Origin of the sequence: Chryseobacterium indoltheticum (assembly GCF_003815915.1) — a bacterium.
GTDB classification, from domain to species: domain Bacteria; phylum Bacteroidota; class Bacteroidia; order Flavobacteriales; family Weeksellaceae; genus Chryseobacterium; species Chryseobacterium indoltheticum.
This window is the reverse complement of the sequence record NZ_CP033929.1, coordinates 1,839,171-1,854,322: the sequence shown is the minus strand read 5'-3', so window position 1 is coordinate 1,854,322 and position 15,152 is coordinate 1,839,171. Positions and strand designations below refer to the sequence as shown.

At 34.2% G+C, this 15,152-nt stretch carries 14 protein-coding genes; 12 read left to right on the top strand and 2 right to left on the bottom strand.

Translation table 11 applies throughout. The features are described from left to right. Positions 1 to 103: 103 nt before the first annotated feature. The 8 genes from proS to EG358_RS08730 all read left to right on the top strand — a co-directional run bounded on the left by proS (position 104) and on the right by EG358_RS08730 (position 9,527). The gene (gene proS / locus EG358_RS08765; protein WP_076563043.1) at positions 104 to 1,579 is read left to right on the top strand and encodes a proline--tRNA ligase; all 1,476 of its coding nucleotides are present in this window, start codon (positions 104 to 106) and stop codon (positions 1,577 to 1,579) included. A 125-nt stretch (positions 1,580 to 1,704) separates the two neighbouring features. Then, entirely contained in the window at positions 1,705 to 3,003 is a 1,299-nt protein-coding gene (locus tag EG358_RS08760) for an OmpA family protein (RefSeq protein ID WP_076563041.1), read from the top strand. A gap of 125 nt (positions 3,004 to 3,128) precedes the next feature. Next, complete coding sequence (locus tag EG358_RS08755) at positions 3,129 to 4,451, top strand: Nramp family divalent metal transporter (protein ID WP_076563038.1); 1,323 nt, start codon at positions 3,129 to 3,131, stop codon at positions 4,449 to 4,451. A 365-nt stretch (positions 4,452 to 4,816) separates the two neighbouring features. Continuing rightward, positions 4,817 to 5,806 carry an IS110 family RNA-guided transposase gene (locus tag EG358_RS08750; protein ID WP_076563147.1) on the top strand — a complete coding sequence of 330 codons (990 nt, stop codon included), beginning with the start codon at positions 4,817 to 4,819 and terminating at the stop codon, positions 5,804 to 5,806. 355 nt (positions 5,807 to 6,161) lie between these two features. Beyond that, the gene (locus EG358_RS08745; protein ID WP_076561700.1) at positions 6,162 to 6,698 is read left to right on the top strand and encodes a nucleotide exchange factor GrpE; all 537 of its coding nucleotides are present in this window, start codon (positions 6,162 to 6,164) and stop codon (positions 6,696 to 6,698) included. Positions 6,699 to 6,795: 97 nt separating this feature from the next. Then, positions 6,796 to 7,917 (top strand): molecular chaperone DnaJ, encoded by a 1,122-nt coding sequence (gene dnaJ / locus EG358_RS08740; protein ID WP_076561699.1) that lies wholly within the window; start codon positions 6,796 to 6,798, stop codon positions 7,915 to 7,917. A gap of 103 nt (positions 7,918 to 8,020) precedes the next feature. Next, entirely contained in the window at positions 8,021 to 8,371 is a 351-nt protein-coding gene (locus tag EG358_RS08735) for a prevent-host-death protein (RefSeq protein WP_076561698.1), read from the top strand. Positions 8,372 to 8,513: 142 nt separating this feature from the next. Continuing rightward, positions 8,514 to 9,527 carry a glycoside hydrolase family 43 protein gene (locus EG358_RS08730; protein ID WP_076561697.1) on the top strand — a complete coding sequence of 338 codons (1,014 nt, stop codon included), beginning with the start codon at positions 8,514 to 8,516 and terminating at the stop codon, positions 9,525 to 9,527. Position 9,528: 1 nt separating this feature from the next. Here EG358_RS08730 and EG358_RS08725 read toward each other — a convergent pair whose 3' ends face one another. Next, positions 9,529 to 10,446 carry an acyltransferase family protein gene (locus tag EG358_RS08725; RefSeq protein ID WP_076561696.1) on the bottom strand — a complete coding sequence of 306 codons (918 nt, stop codon included), beginning with the start codon at positions 10,444 to 10,446 and terminating at the stop codon, positions 9,529 to 9,531. Between the two features lie 152 nt (positions 10,447 to 10,598). Between EG358_RS08725 and EG358_RS08720 the strand changes: the two genes are divergently transcribed. Together EG358_RS08720 and EG358_RS08715 are read left to right on the top strand one after the other, a co-directional pair. Next, positions 10,599 to 11,606 (top strand): beta-propeller fold lactonase family protein, encoded by a 1,008-nt coding sequence (locus EG358_RS08720; RefSeq protein WP_076561695.1) that lies wholly within the window; start codon positions 10,599 to 10,601, stop codon positions 11,604 to 11,606. Positions 11,607 to 11,648: 42 nt separating this feature from the next. Further along, positions 11,649 to 12,605: an alpha/beta fold hydrolase gene (locus tag EG358_RS08715; protein ID WP_076561694.1), complete on the top strand. Its 957-nt coding sequence runs from the start codon at positions 11,649 to 11,651 to the stop codon at positions 12,603 to 12,605. Between the two features lie 71 nt (positions 12,606 to 12,676). Here the strand turns inward: EG358_RS08715 and EG358_RS08710 are convergent, their stop codons facing one another. Next, positions 12,677 to 13,582: a DUF808 family protein gene (locus EG358_RS08710; RefSeq protein WP_076561693.1), complete on the bottom strand. Its 906-nt coding sequence runs from the start codon at positions 13,580 to 13,582 to the stop codon at positions 12,677 to 12,679. A gap of 126 nt (positions 13,583 to 13,708) precedes the next feature. On the opposite strand from EG358_RS08710, the gene EG358_RS08705 reads away from it, so the two are divergent. Further along, positions 13,709 to 14,194, top strand: coding sequence for a hypothetical protein (locus EG358_RS08705; RefSeq protein ID WP_076561692.1), 486 nt, complete (start codon positions 13,709 to 13,711; stop codon positions 14,192 to 14,194). Positions 14,195 to 14,251: 57 nt separating this feature from the next. Then, positions 14,252 to 15,115, top strand: a complete 864-nt coding sequence (locus tag EG358_RS08700; protein ID WP_076561691.1) for an alpha/beta hydrolase — start codon at positions 14,252 to 14,254, stop codon at positions 15,113 to 15,115. The last annotated feature ends 37 nt before the right edge of the window (positions 15,116 to 15,152 follow it).

Genomic DNA, 15,152 nt, shown 5'->3' with positions numbered 1-15,152 from the left:
ACCAAAAATATACCAACTTATTGGTAACAAAAATCTATCAAAAATAGATTTTTATTTTTAGATTACATAATTTTAGAAAAGTTAAAATATTAAAAAAAAATTAATGGCAAAATTAACTTCAAGAAGCGAAGATTACAGCAAATGGTATAATGAATTGGTTGTGAAAGCTGATTTGGCAGAAAACTCAGGCGTAAGAGGCTCTATGGTTATAAAACCATACGGATATGCAATCTGGGAAAAAATGCGTGACGAGATGGACAAAAAGTTCAAAGAAACAGGTCACGTTAATGCTTACTTCCCCCTATTTGTGCCCAAAAGCCTGTTTGAAGCTGAAGAAAAAAACGCTGAAGGTTTTGCCAAAGAGTGTGCAGTTGTAACTCATTACAGACTAAAAAATGACCCAGATAATCCCGGAAAACTAATTGTTGATCCGGAAGCCAAATTAGAAGAAGAACTTATTGTAAGACCAACTTCTGAAGCAATCATCTGGAATACTTATAAAGGCTGGATTCAGTCATACAGAGATTTACCAATTCTTATCAATCAGTGGGCAAATGTTGTACGTTGGGAAATGAGAACCCGTTTATTTTTAAGAACTTCAGAATTTTTGTGGCAAGAAGGTCATACCGCTCATGCTACGAAAGATGAAGCAGTAGAAGAAGCCGAAAAAATGAATAAAGTATATGCAGATTTTGCAGAAAACTTTATGGCAATGCCGGTTGTACAAGGTTTAAAAACACCTTCAGAGAGATTTGCAGGTGCTGATGAAACCTACTGTATAGAAGCATTAATGCAGGATGGAAAAGCTCTTCAGGCTGGAACATCTCACTTTCTTGGACAGAACTTTGCAAAGGCATTTGACGTAAAATTCACCAACAAAGAAGGTAAAATAGAACACGCTTGGGCAACTTCTTGGGGAACTTCTACACGTTTAATGGGTGCTTTGATTATGACGCACTCTGATGATTTCGGTTTAGTACTTCCTCCTACTTTAGCTCCGATTCAGGTGGTTATTGTTCCTATTTTCAAGGGAGAAGAGCAATTAAATCAAATCAGTGAGGTAGCATTGGAAATTCAGAATAAATTAAAACTGAAAGGAATTTCAGTAAAATTTGATAATGACACTCAAAACAAACCGGGATGGAAATTCGCTGAATATGAATTGAAAGGTGTTCCTTTAAGAATTGCAATGGGACCAAGAGATTTAGAAAACAAATCTGTAGAAATTGCAAGAAGAGATAATCTTACGAAAGAAACACGCCCATTGGAAGGTCTTGACTCTTATATCGAAGATTTGTTGAAGACCATTCAAAAGGATATGTACACTAAAGCTTTTGAATTTAGAAAAGACAATATCACGAAAGTAGATTCTTATGATGAATTTAAAAAAGTTTTAGAGGAAAAACCTGGATTTATCTATGCACATTGGGACGGAACTGCTGAAGAAGAAGAGCAGATCAAAGAAGAAACCAAAGCAACCATCAGATGTATTCCTATGGATGATGACATTGAAGAAGGAGTTTCCTTACTTTCAGGAAAACCATCAAAAAGAAGAGTTTTATTTGCGAAAGCTTACTAAAATTTACCATAATCATTATTAAATCTGCAAGAATTTTAAGAATTTTTGCAGATTTTTTTTGAAACTTAATATTTGGACAGATTTTTGTTTAAATTTATCTAACATTAATTTCAAAATTATTTAATATGTCATTAAACATCATTGATCTCATCAAAGGGCAGCTAGGTTCTGCACTTGTTTCTCAGGCTGCATCGCAACTTGGAGAAAGTGAAGCCGGAATTTCGAAAGCCGTTTCTGGTTTACTTCCGGTCATTGTAGGCGGATTAGCCAACAATTCTGATAATCCTTCTGTATTGGATTCTATTTCTAATGCTTCTTCGCAAGGTGTTTTGGGGAATTCATTAGATACATCATCTAACAATTCTATGATTTCGGGATTACTAACATCAATTTTTGGTGATAAACTCAGCGGAATTATCAATACCATTGCTACATACGCAGGAATTAGCAACAATTCTTCGTCTTCGTTATTAAACTTAGTAACGGGAGCAACGGTAGGCTCTGTAGGAAAATATGCTGCAGAAAATAATCTTGATAAATCCGGAATTTCATCATTATTAAATGATCAGAAAGGAGTCGTCTCTACACTTTTACCAGCCGGACTTTCATTAGCATCATTAAATGTGGGTGACTGGGCAAAAGGCTATAAGTTTGATAACGACAAAGACGCTATCGCACCGACTCCACACGAAGAACCAAAAGTAGAAGTTACAAGAAGTACAGCAGAAAACGGTACTTTCCCAAACAACCCTACTCCTTCTGAAGGCGGATCTATCTGGAAATGGCTTCTTCCATTATTACTTTTAATTGCAGCAGGATATTTTTTATGGAAACAATGTGAGAAAAAAGAAACCACTACTACAACAAACGTTTCAGGAGACAGTTTAAATACTGTAAATGATACTATGTCGACACAAAGTGGCGATACAACCGCAATGACCCCAACCAAAGTTGATGAAGATATCGATTTAAATGGAACGGCATTGAAAGGATACAGAGGAGGATTGGAAGATCAAATGATTACTTTTCTAAAATCTGATGGCTACAAAAATGCGGCAAATGATGATGCCTTAAAAAACAAATGGTACGATTTTGACCATGTAAACTTCACAATTGGAAGTTCAAATACTTTAGAAGCCGGTTCTGAAGGACAGTTACAAAATCTGGTAGCGATTTTAAAAGCATATCCCGATGCAAAAATAAAAATCGGTGGATATACAGATAAAACCGGTGATGAGGCTAACAACAAAAAACTTTCTGCAGAGAGAGCTAATTTCATTAAAGATTGGTTAGGAAAACAAGGTGTAGGAACACAGGTTATTGCTGCTGACGGATACGGAAGTGAGTTCGCAAAAGTTGATGCTTCAGCTTCTAATGAAGAAAGAGCTGTCGACAGAAAAATGTCAGTAAGATTCGCAAAATAGTTGATCTTCAAAATATAAAATGAATCCCGAAAGAATATTTTTCGGGATTTTTCATGAGAAATTTACTTCCATTTCATTTATTTAATTAAATTTGTTAGTCATTTCTAACAATTACTGAATTCAATATGAAAAACGCTTGGCGAAAAGATAAAACATCTCACTCATTACCAGAGGTATTCTCTTCAATATCCATTCCTAAAAAATCAGGTTTTTGGAGGAAATATCTTGCCTTTGCAGGTCCGGGATTAATGGTTGCAGTAGGTTATATGGATCCCGGAAACTGGGCAACCGATATTGCCGGTGGATCACAATTTGGCTACACTCTACTTTCTGTAATTCTTATTTCAAATATATTTGCAATGGTTTTGCAGCATTTATCTGTAAAACTAGGCGTTGTAGCAGAGAGAGATTTAGCGCAGGCTTGTAGAGATCATTTCAAACCGACTACGAACTTTATACTTTGGATATTTTGTGAAATTGCCATCGCAGCCTGTGATTTGGCTGAAGTTATTGGTTCGGCAATTGCTTTAAACCTGCTTTTTGGAATCCCGTTGACTTGGGGAATTGTGATTACAACGATTGATGTATTAATTATTTTACTTCTTCAGGCAAAAGGCTTCCGCTGGATAGAAAGTATTGTCGCAGGATTAATGTTTATTATTTTAGTTTGTTTTGGATATGAAATTATTATTTCTAAACCCGAAATCAATGCTATTTTAGGAGGATTAATTCCGCAAAAAGAAATCATTACCAATCCCGCAATGCTATACATTGGAATAGGAATTCTGGGTGCAACCGTAATGCCTCACAATCTATATCTTCACAGCAGTATTGTACAAACCCGCGATTATACCAGAGACCGAGAAGGGAAAAAAGAAGCCATAAAATATGCGACTTTAGACAGTACAGTTTCTTTGTTATTGGCATTTTTCATTAATGCAGCAATTTTAATTTTAGCTGCTGCGACTTTCCATACCACAGGAAACGAACACATTGCCGATATTCATGATGCTTATAAAATGTTGACGCCTATTTTGGGAGCTTCTATGGCGAGTATCGCCTTTGCAATTGCTCTTTTAGCTTCCGGACAAAACTCTACTTTAACGGGAACTCTTGCCGGACAAATTGTAATGGAGGGATTCCTAAATATCAGACTAAAACCGTGGTTAAGAAGATTAATAACCCGATTGATTGCAGTAATTCCTGCATTAATTGTGGCCATTATCTATGGAGAACAGGGAACGACAGATCTTTTGGTTTTAAGTCAGGTTATCTTGTCGATGCAGCTGAGTTTTGCGGTAGTTCCTTTGGTAATTTTCACCAATGATAAAGCAAAAATGGGCGAATTTGTCAACAAACCATTCTTAAAAATTTGCGTCTGGATTATTTCTATCGTCATCATTATTCTTAATCTTTACCTTCTCTATCAAACATTTTTCGGGGAATAATTGCTTTTTTTCATGAACTGTTTGGCTTTCTTAGATTTCTTTTGAAGCAATTCCCGCTTTCCGCACTCGCTGTTTTTTTGATCTTGTGTGTGGCTTTGCCGCCGCACACAAGATCAAAAAAACGAGCTCAAACAATTGCTTCAATGGTAAGTTTGCATTAGTAAATGTACTTTAATAAATTAGTTAAAAAATTAACCTAAAGATAAAAGCAGCAGGATAAAGGCAGACGCTTCACTGATACTTAGATATCGTCCCCGATTTTATTCCCCTGCTGCTGTTTTCTTCCAAATCCGGATAGAACGTTGTTTAGCCATAACTTTTACCATGGTGGATCAGAAGAAAACTTCTTTAAAAAAGAATTTTGTATGTCAAAAATATCAAAAAAAGTAATTGGAGTAGATGTCGGAGCGAAGTTTTTAACAGTAAGCTTTAATGATTTTGAAAACAGAGATCAGGTTTTTAATATAGAAAATACCCAGCGCTCTATTTTGTCATTTCTAAAGAAACTGCGGATAGAAGATTATTGTTTTGTCATTGAGGCCACAGGAAATTACAGCAGTCGTATTTTACATTTATCCTTAGTTCAGGGCTTTGAATCAAGTCTGATAAACTGTATGTCTGTTAAGCATTTTGCAAGGATGAAAAACATCATCAGCAAGACAGATGCTGAAGATGCCAAGCTGATCAGGCTTTACGGAGAGATGTTTAAACCTGATATTTATACTTCTAAAAGTGTTGATATTGAACATCTTGATCAGGAACTAAAGCTTCTCAATGATTTGGAGGAAGAAAAAAGGAGATATGGAGTGAAGTTAAAATCTCTTCGCTATAATGCTCAGATTAATCCAAACACAGAAAAACATTATGAAAGAAGATTACAACAATTAGAAAAAGAGATTAAAGAAGTTATAAGCCGTCTCCCTGGGCTCCAGGATGAAGAGTTTAAGGAAACAAAAGCATTACTACAAAGTGTATCTGGCATTGGTGAAAAGACATCTCTTCAACTGATGACGGCTACTTCAGGATTTAAAAACTTTAATTCAGCAAAATCATTATCTAAATATTTTGGCTTGGCACCCCGTATTTATCAATCGGGAAAGAAATCATATTCCCCGGGAAAATGCAGAACCTCAAAGAATCATATCAGGGGCTTGTTATATGTTTGTTCGTGGACGGCAATTAAGCATAACAAACAATGTAAAGAGTTTTATGAAAGACTTCTTTCTCAGGGGAAACCTAAAAAATTAGCTTTAATTGCAGTATGTAACAAGCTACTGAGAATATGTTTTGGAGTGGTAAAAAATAAAATCAATTATCAACCAGATTATCAAAAAAACTTTAAAATTTTAACCTGAATAATTTGCATAGTAACATAGAACATCGGGGCTAAGATTTCAGTCTTCCATTTCAAGTTCTATCAGAAATACAAGTTTTGTCATCCTTAGAAATATCTACGTGAGTTTCTGCTATTAAACTTGGCTTAGATCATATGATTCTTTGAACAAATTATACTATAAAAAATTTGAAACTAAATAACCATTCTTCCAGAGGAGGGAAATTCATGCATCACCATTATAACTAAAACAATATGTAGAAAAGTCTCAACTATCAACTATTAACAAACAACTACTACCTAAATTCTGCCTAAATGTCATTATTTTTTCTTTGGCAGAATGTTTGTGAAACAACCTTGTAAAAAGTTATTGAAATATGGAAAATCAGGATATCAACGAAGAAAATATCAATAATCAGGAAGAAAACATTACGCAGACTGAAGAAACGGTTGAAGAAAATGTGACAGAAATGCCTACTCCAGAAGAACTTTTGGCAGCAGAAAAAGATCGTTACATAAGACTGTATGCTGAGTTTGAAAACTATAAAAAAAGAACATCAAAGGAGAAGATGGATTTTTTCACCTACGCCAATCAGGAAATGATGGTTTCTATGCTTGGTGTTTTAGATGATTTTGAAAGAGCGCTAAAAGAAATTGCTAAAAACGGAAATGAGGCCGATCTTCAAGGTGTTGAACTGATTTACAACAAGTTTAAAAATAAACTGACCGAAAAAGGTTTAAAAATAATGGAAGTAAGAGCGGGAGACAACTTCAACGTAGATTTCCACGAAGCAATTACACAAATTCCTGCACCTTCTGAAGACCTGAAAGGTAAAATTGTAGATGTTATCGAAACAGGATATACGCTGGGAGATAAAGTGATTCGTTTTGCAAAAGTTGTAACAGGAAACTAAAAATTTATTAATGATAAATGATGAGTGATAATTGATTGAATTTTCACTTAGAATTTCAGATCAGTTATCATTTATCAATCATCAATTATACTATATCATGTCAAAAAGAGATTATTACGAGGTTCTTGAGGTAAGCAAATCTGCAAGTACCGACGAAATAAAGAAAGCATACCGAAAAATGGCAATCAAATATCACCCCGATAAAAATCCGGGCGATAAAGAAGCTGAAGAAAAATTTAAAGAAGCTGCAGAAGCTTACGAAGTTTTAAGCGATGATAATAAAAAAGCTCGCTACGACCAATACGGACACGCCGGAGTAGGCGGTGCAGGTGGTTTTGGCGGCGGTGGCTTCGGTGGAGGCATGAACATGGAAGATATCTTCAGCCAGTTTGGAGATATTTTTGGCGGCGGCGGTTTCGGAGGATTTGGCGGTGGCGGTGGCGGCCGTCAACAGGTGAAAGGTTCTAATTTAAGAATCAGAATCAAGCTGAATCTTGAAGAGATGGTAAACGGAACCCAAAAAACTCTTAAAGTAAAAAAAATGAAGATGGCAGAAGGAGCCACTTCAAAAACTTGTCCTACATGTAACGGTGCCGGAGTTCAGATGAAGGTGATGAACACAATGTTCGGACAAATGCAAACACAGACCACTTGTGGAACTTGTCAGGGAATCGGTAAAGTTGCCGATAAAATTCCTGCAGGTGCCAATGCACAAGGTTTAATAAAAGATGAAGAAGAAATTACCATCAACATTCCTGCAGGTGCCAGAGACGGCATTCAGCTAAATGTAAGAGGAAAAGGAAATGACGCACCATTTGGCGGTATTCCCGGTGACCTTTTGGTAATTGTGGAAGAAGAAGTAGACAATACAATCAAAAGAGAAGGTGATAATCTACATCAGGAATTGTATGTTTCTTTTGCCGAAGCTGCTTTGGGAACGAAAAAAGAGATTCCTACCGTTGGCGGAAAAGTAAAAATCACCGTTGATCCTGGAACACAATCCGGAAAAATTTTAAGATTAGCCGGAAAAGGTTTACCAAGTATCGACAGTTATGGAAAAGGTGATATGTTTATTCACATCAATGTATGGACTCCACAAAGACTTACGAAAGATCAAAAAGACTTTTTCGAGAAGCAGATGAGCAGCGGCGAAATGGTTGCCGAGCCTTCCGGGAAGGAAAAAACCTTCTTTGATAAAGTAAAAGATCTATTCAACTAAAAAAAACTTAAAAAGAGGCTTTTTAAAGTCTCTTTTATTTTTAAATTTACATCAATTTTTAATTTGATATATTCCTTAAAAAGGATATTGTAAAAAACTCCTCATGAACTACAAGCTTGAACTGCGCACACCTGATTCTCAACCTAAACTAATCTTCCATGCAATTACTTTTGATGCGTTCAAAGTAAATATTGTGGAGAGATATGGTGGAGTAAAACCAATATTATGCGATGTTTTATTCAGAGTAAGAACTCTGGATGACCAAATTATCAAAAGAAAAGACGGGCACGTAAAAATTAGAATTAAAGATGAAGAGCTTGAAACCTATCAGAGATTAATAAAAGTTTTCAAATCTTACGATTATAAGAACCGACTGATCAGCAGAAGAGATGCAGAACAGGATTTCGTGCATTTTATTTTGAGAATGGTGATTATCAATTACGAAATGAACTAATATAAACAAGACAACGATGTTATTTCGCTGTCTTTTTTAATTTTAATAATTTTAAACGTTTTTCTGAATCATAATATTAAAATTATTAAGATCAGTAATTTTCATTATTTTCGTAAACCTTACCGAATAATTATTCAATATAATGAGAAAACTATTGATACTTTCATTATTTAGCGCAATCGTTTACGCCCAAGAAAGTCCGAGATATTTGTTTGACGATTTGTATTTTGCAGATCCTTCCGTTCATGTTTTTGATGGAAAAATTTATATTTATCCTTCTCACGACATTCAGACTGATGTGAAAGATGCTGCCAATGGTGCTCATTTTAATATGAAAGATTACCATGTTCTCACTTTGAATGACGTAAACCAAAAAGCAAAAGATAGTGGCATTGCTTTACAGCTTGAAGATATTCAGTGGGCAAAACAACAGCTTTGGGCGCCAGATGTTGCCAAAAAAGGAAACAAATATTACCTTTATTTTCCTGCGAAGGATAAAAATGATTTGTTTAAAATTGGCGTAGCTTCCAGCAAATCTCCGACAGGACCATTTAAAGCTGAAAAAGATCCTATTTCAGGAACATACAGCATTGATCCTACGGTTTTGAATGATAACGGTACTTATTATATTTATTTTGGAGGGGTAAAGGGCGGTCAACTTCAGGAATACAGAAACAACAAACGTTCTAAAGATTATCCTGAGTTGCAAAAAGGCGAAAATGCTTTATTGCCAAAAATTGCTTTGCTCAAAAGCAATATGAAAGAATTGGCTGAAGAACCGAAAGATGTTTTAATTGTCGATGAAAACGGAGATCAACTAAAATCCGGAGATCAGCACAGACGTTTTTTTGAAGGTGTTTGGATTCATCAGTACAACAACAAATATTACCTTTCCTACTCTACCGGAGAAACACACAAACTGGTTTATGCAATTGGAGATAACCCTTATGGCCCATTTACTTTTAAAGGAGAAATTCTGACACCCGTTGTAGGCTGGACAACCCATCACAGCATCGTTGAGATCAACAAAACATGGTATCTTTTTTATCACGATTCCAAAAATTCTGGTGGTAAAAGTTACCTTAGAAGTTTGAAAGTAAGAGAACTGAAATATGATCAAAACGGAATGATTCTGCCAATGAATGGTCAGGATTAATTTAAAGCAAATATTTCAATTTTCTGTTGAGATAAACCAAGCCAAAACTTACAGGAATTAAAATTGCTAAAAAGATCAAGATTTTAAACGACTGAATTTCTTTATAAAATTCAGATTTCATGATCAGCGGATGTACAACATATATTGCTGTAGAAAGGCTGGCTAAAACTTTCGAGGTTGTTTTAATGTATATTTTCTGGCAGTATAAAAACAACAATGGGCTCGCAAAAATCAAAGAAAATAAAATATCTGTGCTTTCGCTGCTGATATATTTATAATTAAAAAAAGCTTCGGCAATAACACCTAAAATTGATAAAATAACCAGCAAAGATGAGTTTTTGTATGTTGAAATATCAATTCGGTGCTTGTTAATTAAAAAACCAATCGTTAAAAACGGGAAGCAGACAAAAAGGAAATTACGGTAAAGCAGATAATCATTCAAAAGTGAATCTGATTCAGTATTTAAATAATGTAAATTTCCTAAAACCTGAACGACATAGCCGAACAAGAATAAAAAAATTGCCAAGACAAGCAGCCAACGTGAATTTTGGTTTCTAAGAAAATACAAAATTAATCCTGAGAAAAAGGTTCCTATTAAATACCATAAATGATGGTATCCAAAGATAATGGTGAGCCAAATCTGTTCGTTATCTTTCCAATAAGAAACGTAAATCAACATCCAGATTGCATACAGCAGAAACGTTCTGAAAAGCCATTTTTTAAGCTTTTTTGCGCTGTCGATATGGAAGAAATAAAATCCGGTGATAACTAAAAAAACGGGAACTGCAATTCTGAAAAGTCCGTTTACTAAAATATAGCTCAAAATAGGATACGTCTCTTTCAGAAAATTCATGTGCAGAAACACAACAAAAAATGCCAGTATAATTTTTAAAACATCAATTGATAAATTTCTACCCATAATTAATTAGAATCAAACATTTACTGAAGACCTAGATTTTTGCAAAAATAAATATTTAAATCATTATTTCTTAAAAAAGAATTTAACCAAGCTCAGAAAACAGAATCTTATTATTAAGGCATTTCGTCTTATTTCTTTTTACATTTAAATTTATGAAAAATCTTTCTGTATTATTTTTAATTTTAGCTTCTCAGTTATCTTTCGCCCAAAAATATATTTTAGCCTTATCGAAAACTGAAAAAAAGATGGTTGTTCTCAACTATGAAACTTTAGAAATCATTACTAAAATACCAGTTGGAGACGATCCACATGAAGTTGTAACTTCTTCCAACGGGGCTTTCGCATATGTTGCCAATACACTCAACGGAACGGCACATGAAATTAACGTCATCGATTTAAAAGCATTAAAACCCTTCAAAAACATAGACACAAGACCTTTGTACGGATCGCACGGTTTAGCTTATCTAAATGATAAATTGTGGTTTACTGCACAGGGTTCTAAAGCAGTTGGAAGATATAATGTAAAAGAAAATTTTTTAGAATGGTCGATGGGAACAGGTCAGAATACCACCCATCTTTTGCACGTTACATTGGATACTGAACATTTCTACACAACAAATATTGATTCGGGAACAGTGAGTATTTTTGATCATGTTTTATTACAACCCACTGTTCCTCCTACCGGAGTTTTACCTCCGAATGCAAAGCCTCGCTGGGATTGGGTTCAGTCTTTAATTCCTGTAGGAAAAGGTGCTGAAGGATTTGATGTTTCATCAGACGGAAAAGAATTATGGACTGTAAAACCAGACGGAAGCATTGCTGTAATTAATCTAGTAACCAGAAAGGTAGATCAACAAATTGACACAAAAGTCTTAGGACTTCACCGTTTAAAATTTACTCCCGACGGAAAATATGCATGTATTGTCAGTGTAAAAACGGGTGAGCTTTTATTTTATGATTATAAAACAAGAAAAGAGATCAAAAGAATCAATGCAGGACAAGGCGCTGCAATGTTGATGGATAAAGATAAAAATAGACTATTCATTTCCTGCACTCCTAATAATTCTGTTACTGTAATTGATTTAAAAACAATGGAGATTATTCAAAAGTTAGATATTGGCGGAAGACCTGACGGTTTGACAATTGCTGACGTAAAATAATTAGATATATTTGAAAGGTATTTTAACCATTTACGATTGTCTATGAATTTAAAACTAAAAGCATTATTTTTAACAAATTCAATTTTCATCTTTCTGTCAAATGCGCAACATCTTAAAAACGGAAATTACACAGAAAAAATTGATGGCATAAATATCAATTACACTATCAAAGGAAATGGTCCTGTGATGTTTGTGGGACATCCTAATTCAGGAAAAATTGGGTATGAATTAACATTACAGCCATTGGAGAAACAATTTACAATGGTATATTATGATTCACGCGGAACCGGAAAATCTGCTTTACCAAAGAAAGTAGAAGATTATAGTCTTGAGAAAAGTGTTGTAGAAGTTGAGGAATTAAGAAAAAAACTCAACATCGATAAGATTTGGTTTTTTGCACATTCCGATCAAAGCGCAGTGGCCATGCTTTACGGTTTGCAACATCCAAATCATGTTGAAGGAATGATCTTGGCCGGAACTTCTTTAGTTGCATCCCCGGAAGAAATTTACAATAGAAAAAAAGAATCCGAAAGCAAGAGAATACAGGAATCTGAATGGTTTTCACAAGTCGTAAAAGACTGGGATTATATGTACACGCATAAAACCGAAAAAGCTCCGGACGGAAGAGATTTATCTGAATCTCCTTTGAAATGGTGGTGTTATGATGAAGAATCTTCAGAAAAAGTAATTCCGATTATAAAAGAAATTTCAAAAGCTGGTAGAAGAAAACCCGTTAACGGTCAGTTACCGAAGATTGAAAAAGAATTGAAGTATTATTATACTAAACAGAAAAAATTCTCAGATATCAAAACAAGAACTTTAATTCTCAACGGTATAGCAGACACCAATAATTTACCTGAATTTGCAGAACAGCTTCACCAAACATTACCCAATTCTAAATTAGTATTGATCGAAAAAGCAGGTCATTTTCCTTGGGTAGAAAATGCAGCACAAAGTTTCGCAGAAATCGAAAAATGGCTTACGGAAATAAAATTTTAAGCGCATCTATTAAAAAGAAAAATCCTGCTCAAAAAATATTGAAGCAGGATTTTTTTATTAAGATCTAACAATTATTTTTTAGTCGCTAATGCATAAATTTTCTTTCCACCGGTTATTAAAAACAAAGCAATTAATCCTCCAACGATACCAAATAATACTTGTTTTAGTGTCTCATGCCATGTTGGGAGTGAATGATGAAGATAATCAATATTGTGATCAAAAATTCCACCTGCTACCAAAATCAACGCAATAGTTCCGATAATTCCCAAAGCTTTTATCACAAAAGGAAGTGCTTTCACGAGAAGGTGTCCCAATTTACCAAAAAAACCTTTATCGTTACTTTTTTTAATTAATTTGAAACCTGCATCATCCATTCTTACGATTAATGCTACAATTCCGTAAACACCTACCGTTGCAATAATGGAAACCACAGAAACAGTAACTATTTCTACAAGGAAAGGATTAAACTGAGATTTAAGCGCTATATAGCCATCTTTTGCTGCAGCTAATGCGATAATAACGATCTCAAGAGATAAAATAAAATCAGTGGTAACTGCAGATTTTACTTTAGCTTTTTCTACCGCCTCACCGTCTTGTTCAACTTCCTGTGCTTCTTCGATTACTTCATGTCCTTTTTTATCTCTGTGAAATAAAAATTCAACAATTTTTTCGACACCTTCGTAAGCCAGATAAAATCCACCAATGATTAAGATAATTTTAATTGCAGGTGAATACAGCCACTCAAGAAGGAAAACAAAAGGAACAATAATCAGCTTATTGACAAATGAGCCTTTCATAATCTTCATCAATACAGGTATTTCTCTTGAAGAAAGAAAACCTGTGGCTTTTTCTGCGTTTACCGCCAGATCGTCGCCCAAGATACCTGCTGTTTTTTGGGTTGCAATTTTACTTGTTACAGCAACATCATCCATCAAAGCAGCGATATCATCTAAAATCGCAAAAAAACCAGACGCCATAGTATTTTAATATTTTTTTAATAAGTGTTAAGTCTTACAAAAATATAGATTTTTATTGGTTTTTAATGGCTTATAATCTTAATAATTATTCATTTAAATTAAGGCGTTTTATTTAATTTTACTTCAATGAAAATATATTTAGCTTTCCTCCTTACTATTTTCTCGCAAGTAGTATTTGCTCAGATAAATGATGGCAACATCCGATTAAAAACTTTGCAAAAATCAAACATTGGTAAAAACTATGTCTATGGAAAATGGAATGGAAAAGGCGGAATGGAGACCCACTTAACATATTTAGGAAATGTAAAAACTAAAAAAGGAAAAACTTATAAAATTATGACCTCTGTATGGCTTTGGGGATTGTCAAGGAGAGCGACTAATAAGATCTTAATTTTTAATAATCTGAATCAATATATCGGAGAATATAGTGTAACAATGATTTCAGATTTACCTAAAAAATTAAAAAATGGAATATTGATATTTGAAAATAAAAATAATGATTGTGATCAAAAAGTTTCATCAAAAATTAATTTTAAAAACGGTATTCCAAAAGAGTTTTTCCGAGAATGTAAAAAAGGTTCTGGTGGCATTTATGAGTTCTATAGTTTTTAAGAATAAAATCATCTTTGTTTGTCATAATAAAAATCAAATTCTCCTTACCTTTACTCTATGAAAAAGCTGATTCTCAATTACCATTTTTTTGTTTTAGGATTGATTGGTTTGGTATTAAATTCATGCACTAATTCTAAGTTTAAAGTTTGGATGGGAAAAGACAGTCAGAAAATCTACAATCTTAATTATGGTGAACACAAACGCCAGAAAATGGACGTCTTTCTTCCCGCAGATTATCCGCAAAATTCTCCAGTTATTTTAATTGTTCACGGTGGCGCTTGGAAATATGGAAGAAAGGAGCACATGATACAAATTCAGAAGATGCTTTTTGAAAATAATATTCCGAGTATTAATATGAATTATCGCTTGGTTTCAAAACATTTTACGTACAAAGATCAGTTGGAAGACATCAATTCTGTGATCGAAAAATTCAATGCACTTTCAGAAAAAGCAGAACTTCTTCCGAACAATTATATCATATTGGGCGAAAGTGCGGGCGGACATTTAGCATTGCTTTACGGCTATCAAAATCCTGATAAAATAAAGAAGATTATTTCACTCAGTGGGCCGACAGATTTTTATTCGCAAGAATATTTGCAGTCATTTTATTCAAAATATACCTCGGGAACAGTGCAGAAAATGGTAGGAAGTAAATTTGACCGTAAAAATTTATCTGAAGATTTCCAAAAAGCAAGTCCAGTAGCCAATGTCACGAATGTTCCGACGCTTTTATTTCAGGGAAATCAGGATTTTCTGGTGAACCAGAAGCAAGGTTTAGCTTTAGATTCAGCATTAACGAAAATGAATATTCCGCATAAATTGGTGTTTATGGATAAAACTGGTCATGCTCCAAGATTTTTCAATAAGAAAAAAAGAGACAGCATTATTTATCCCAATATTCTGGAATGGATTAGGAATTAAAATTAAATTCTTTTTTTAAGCATTTAAGCCTTTCTTT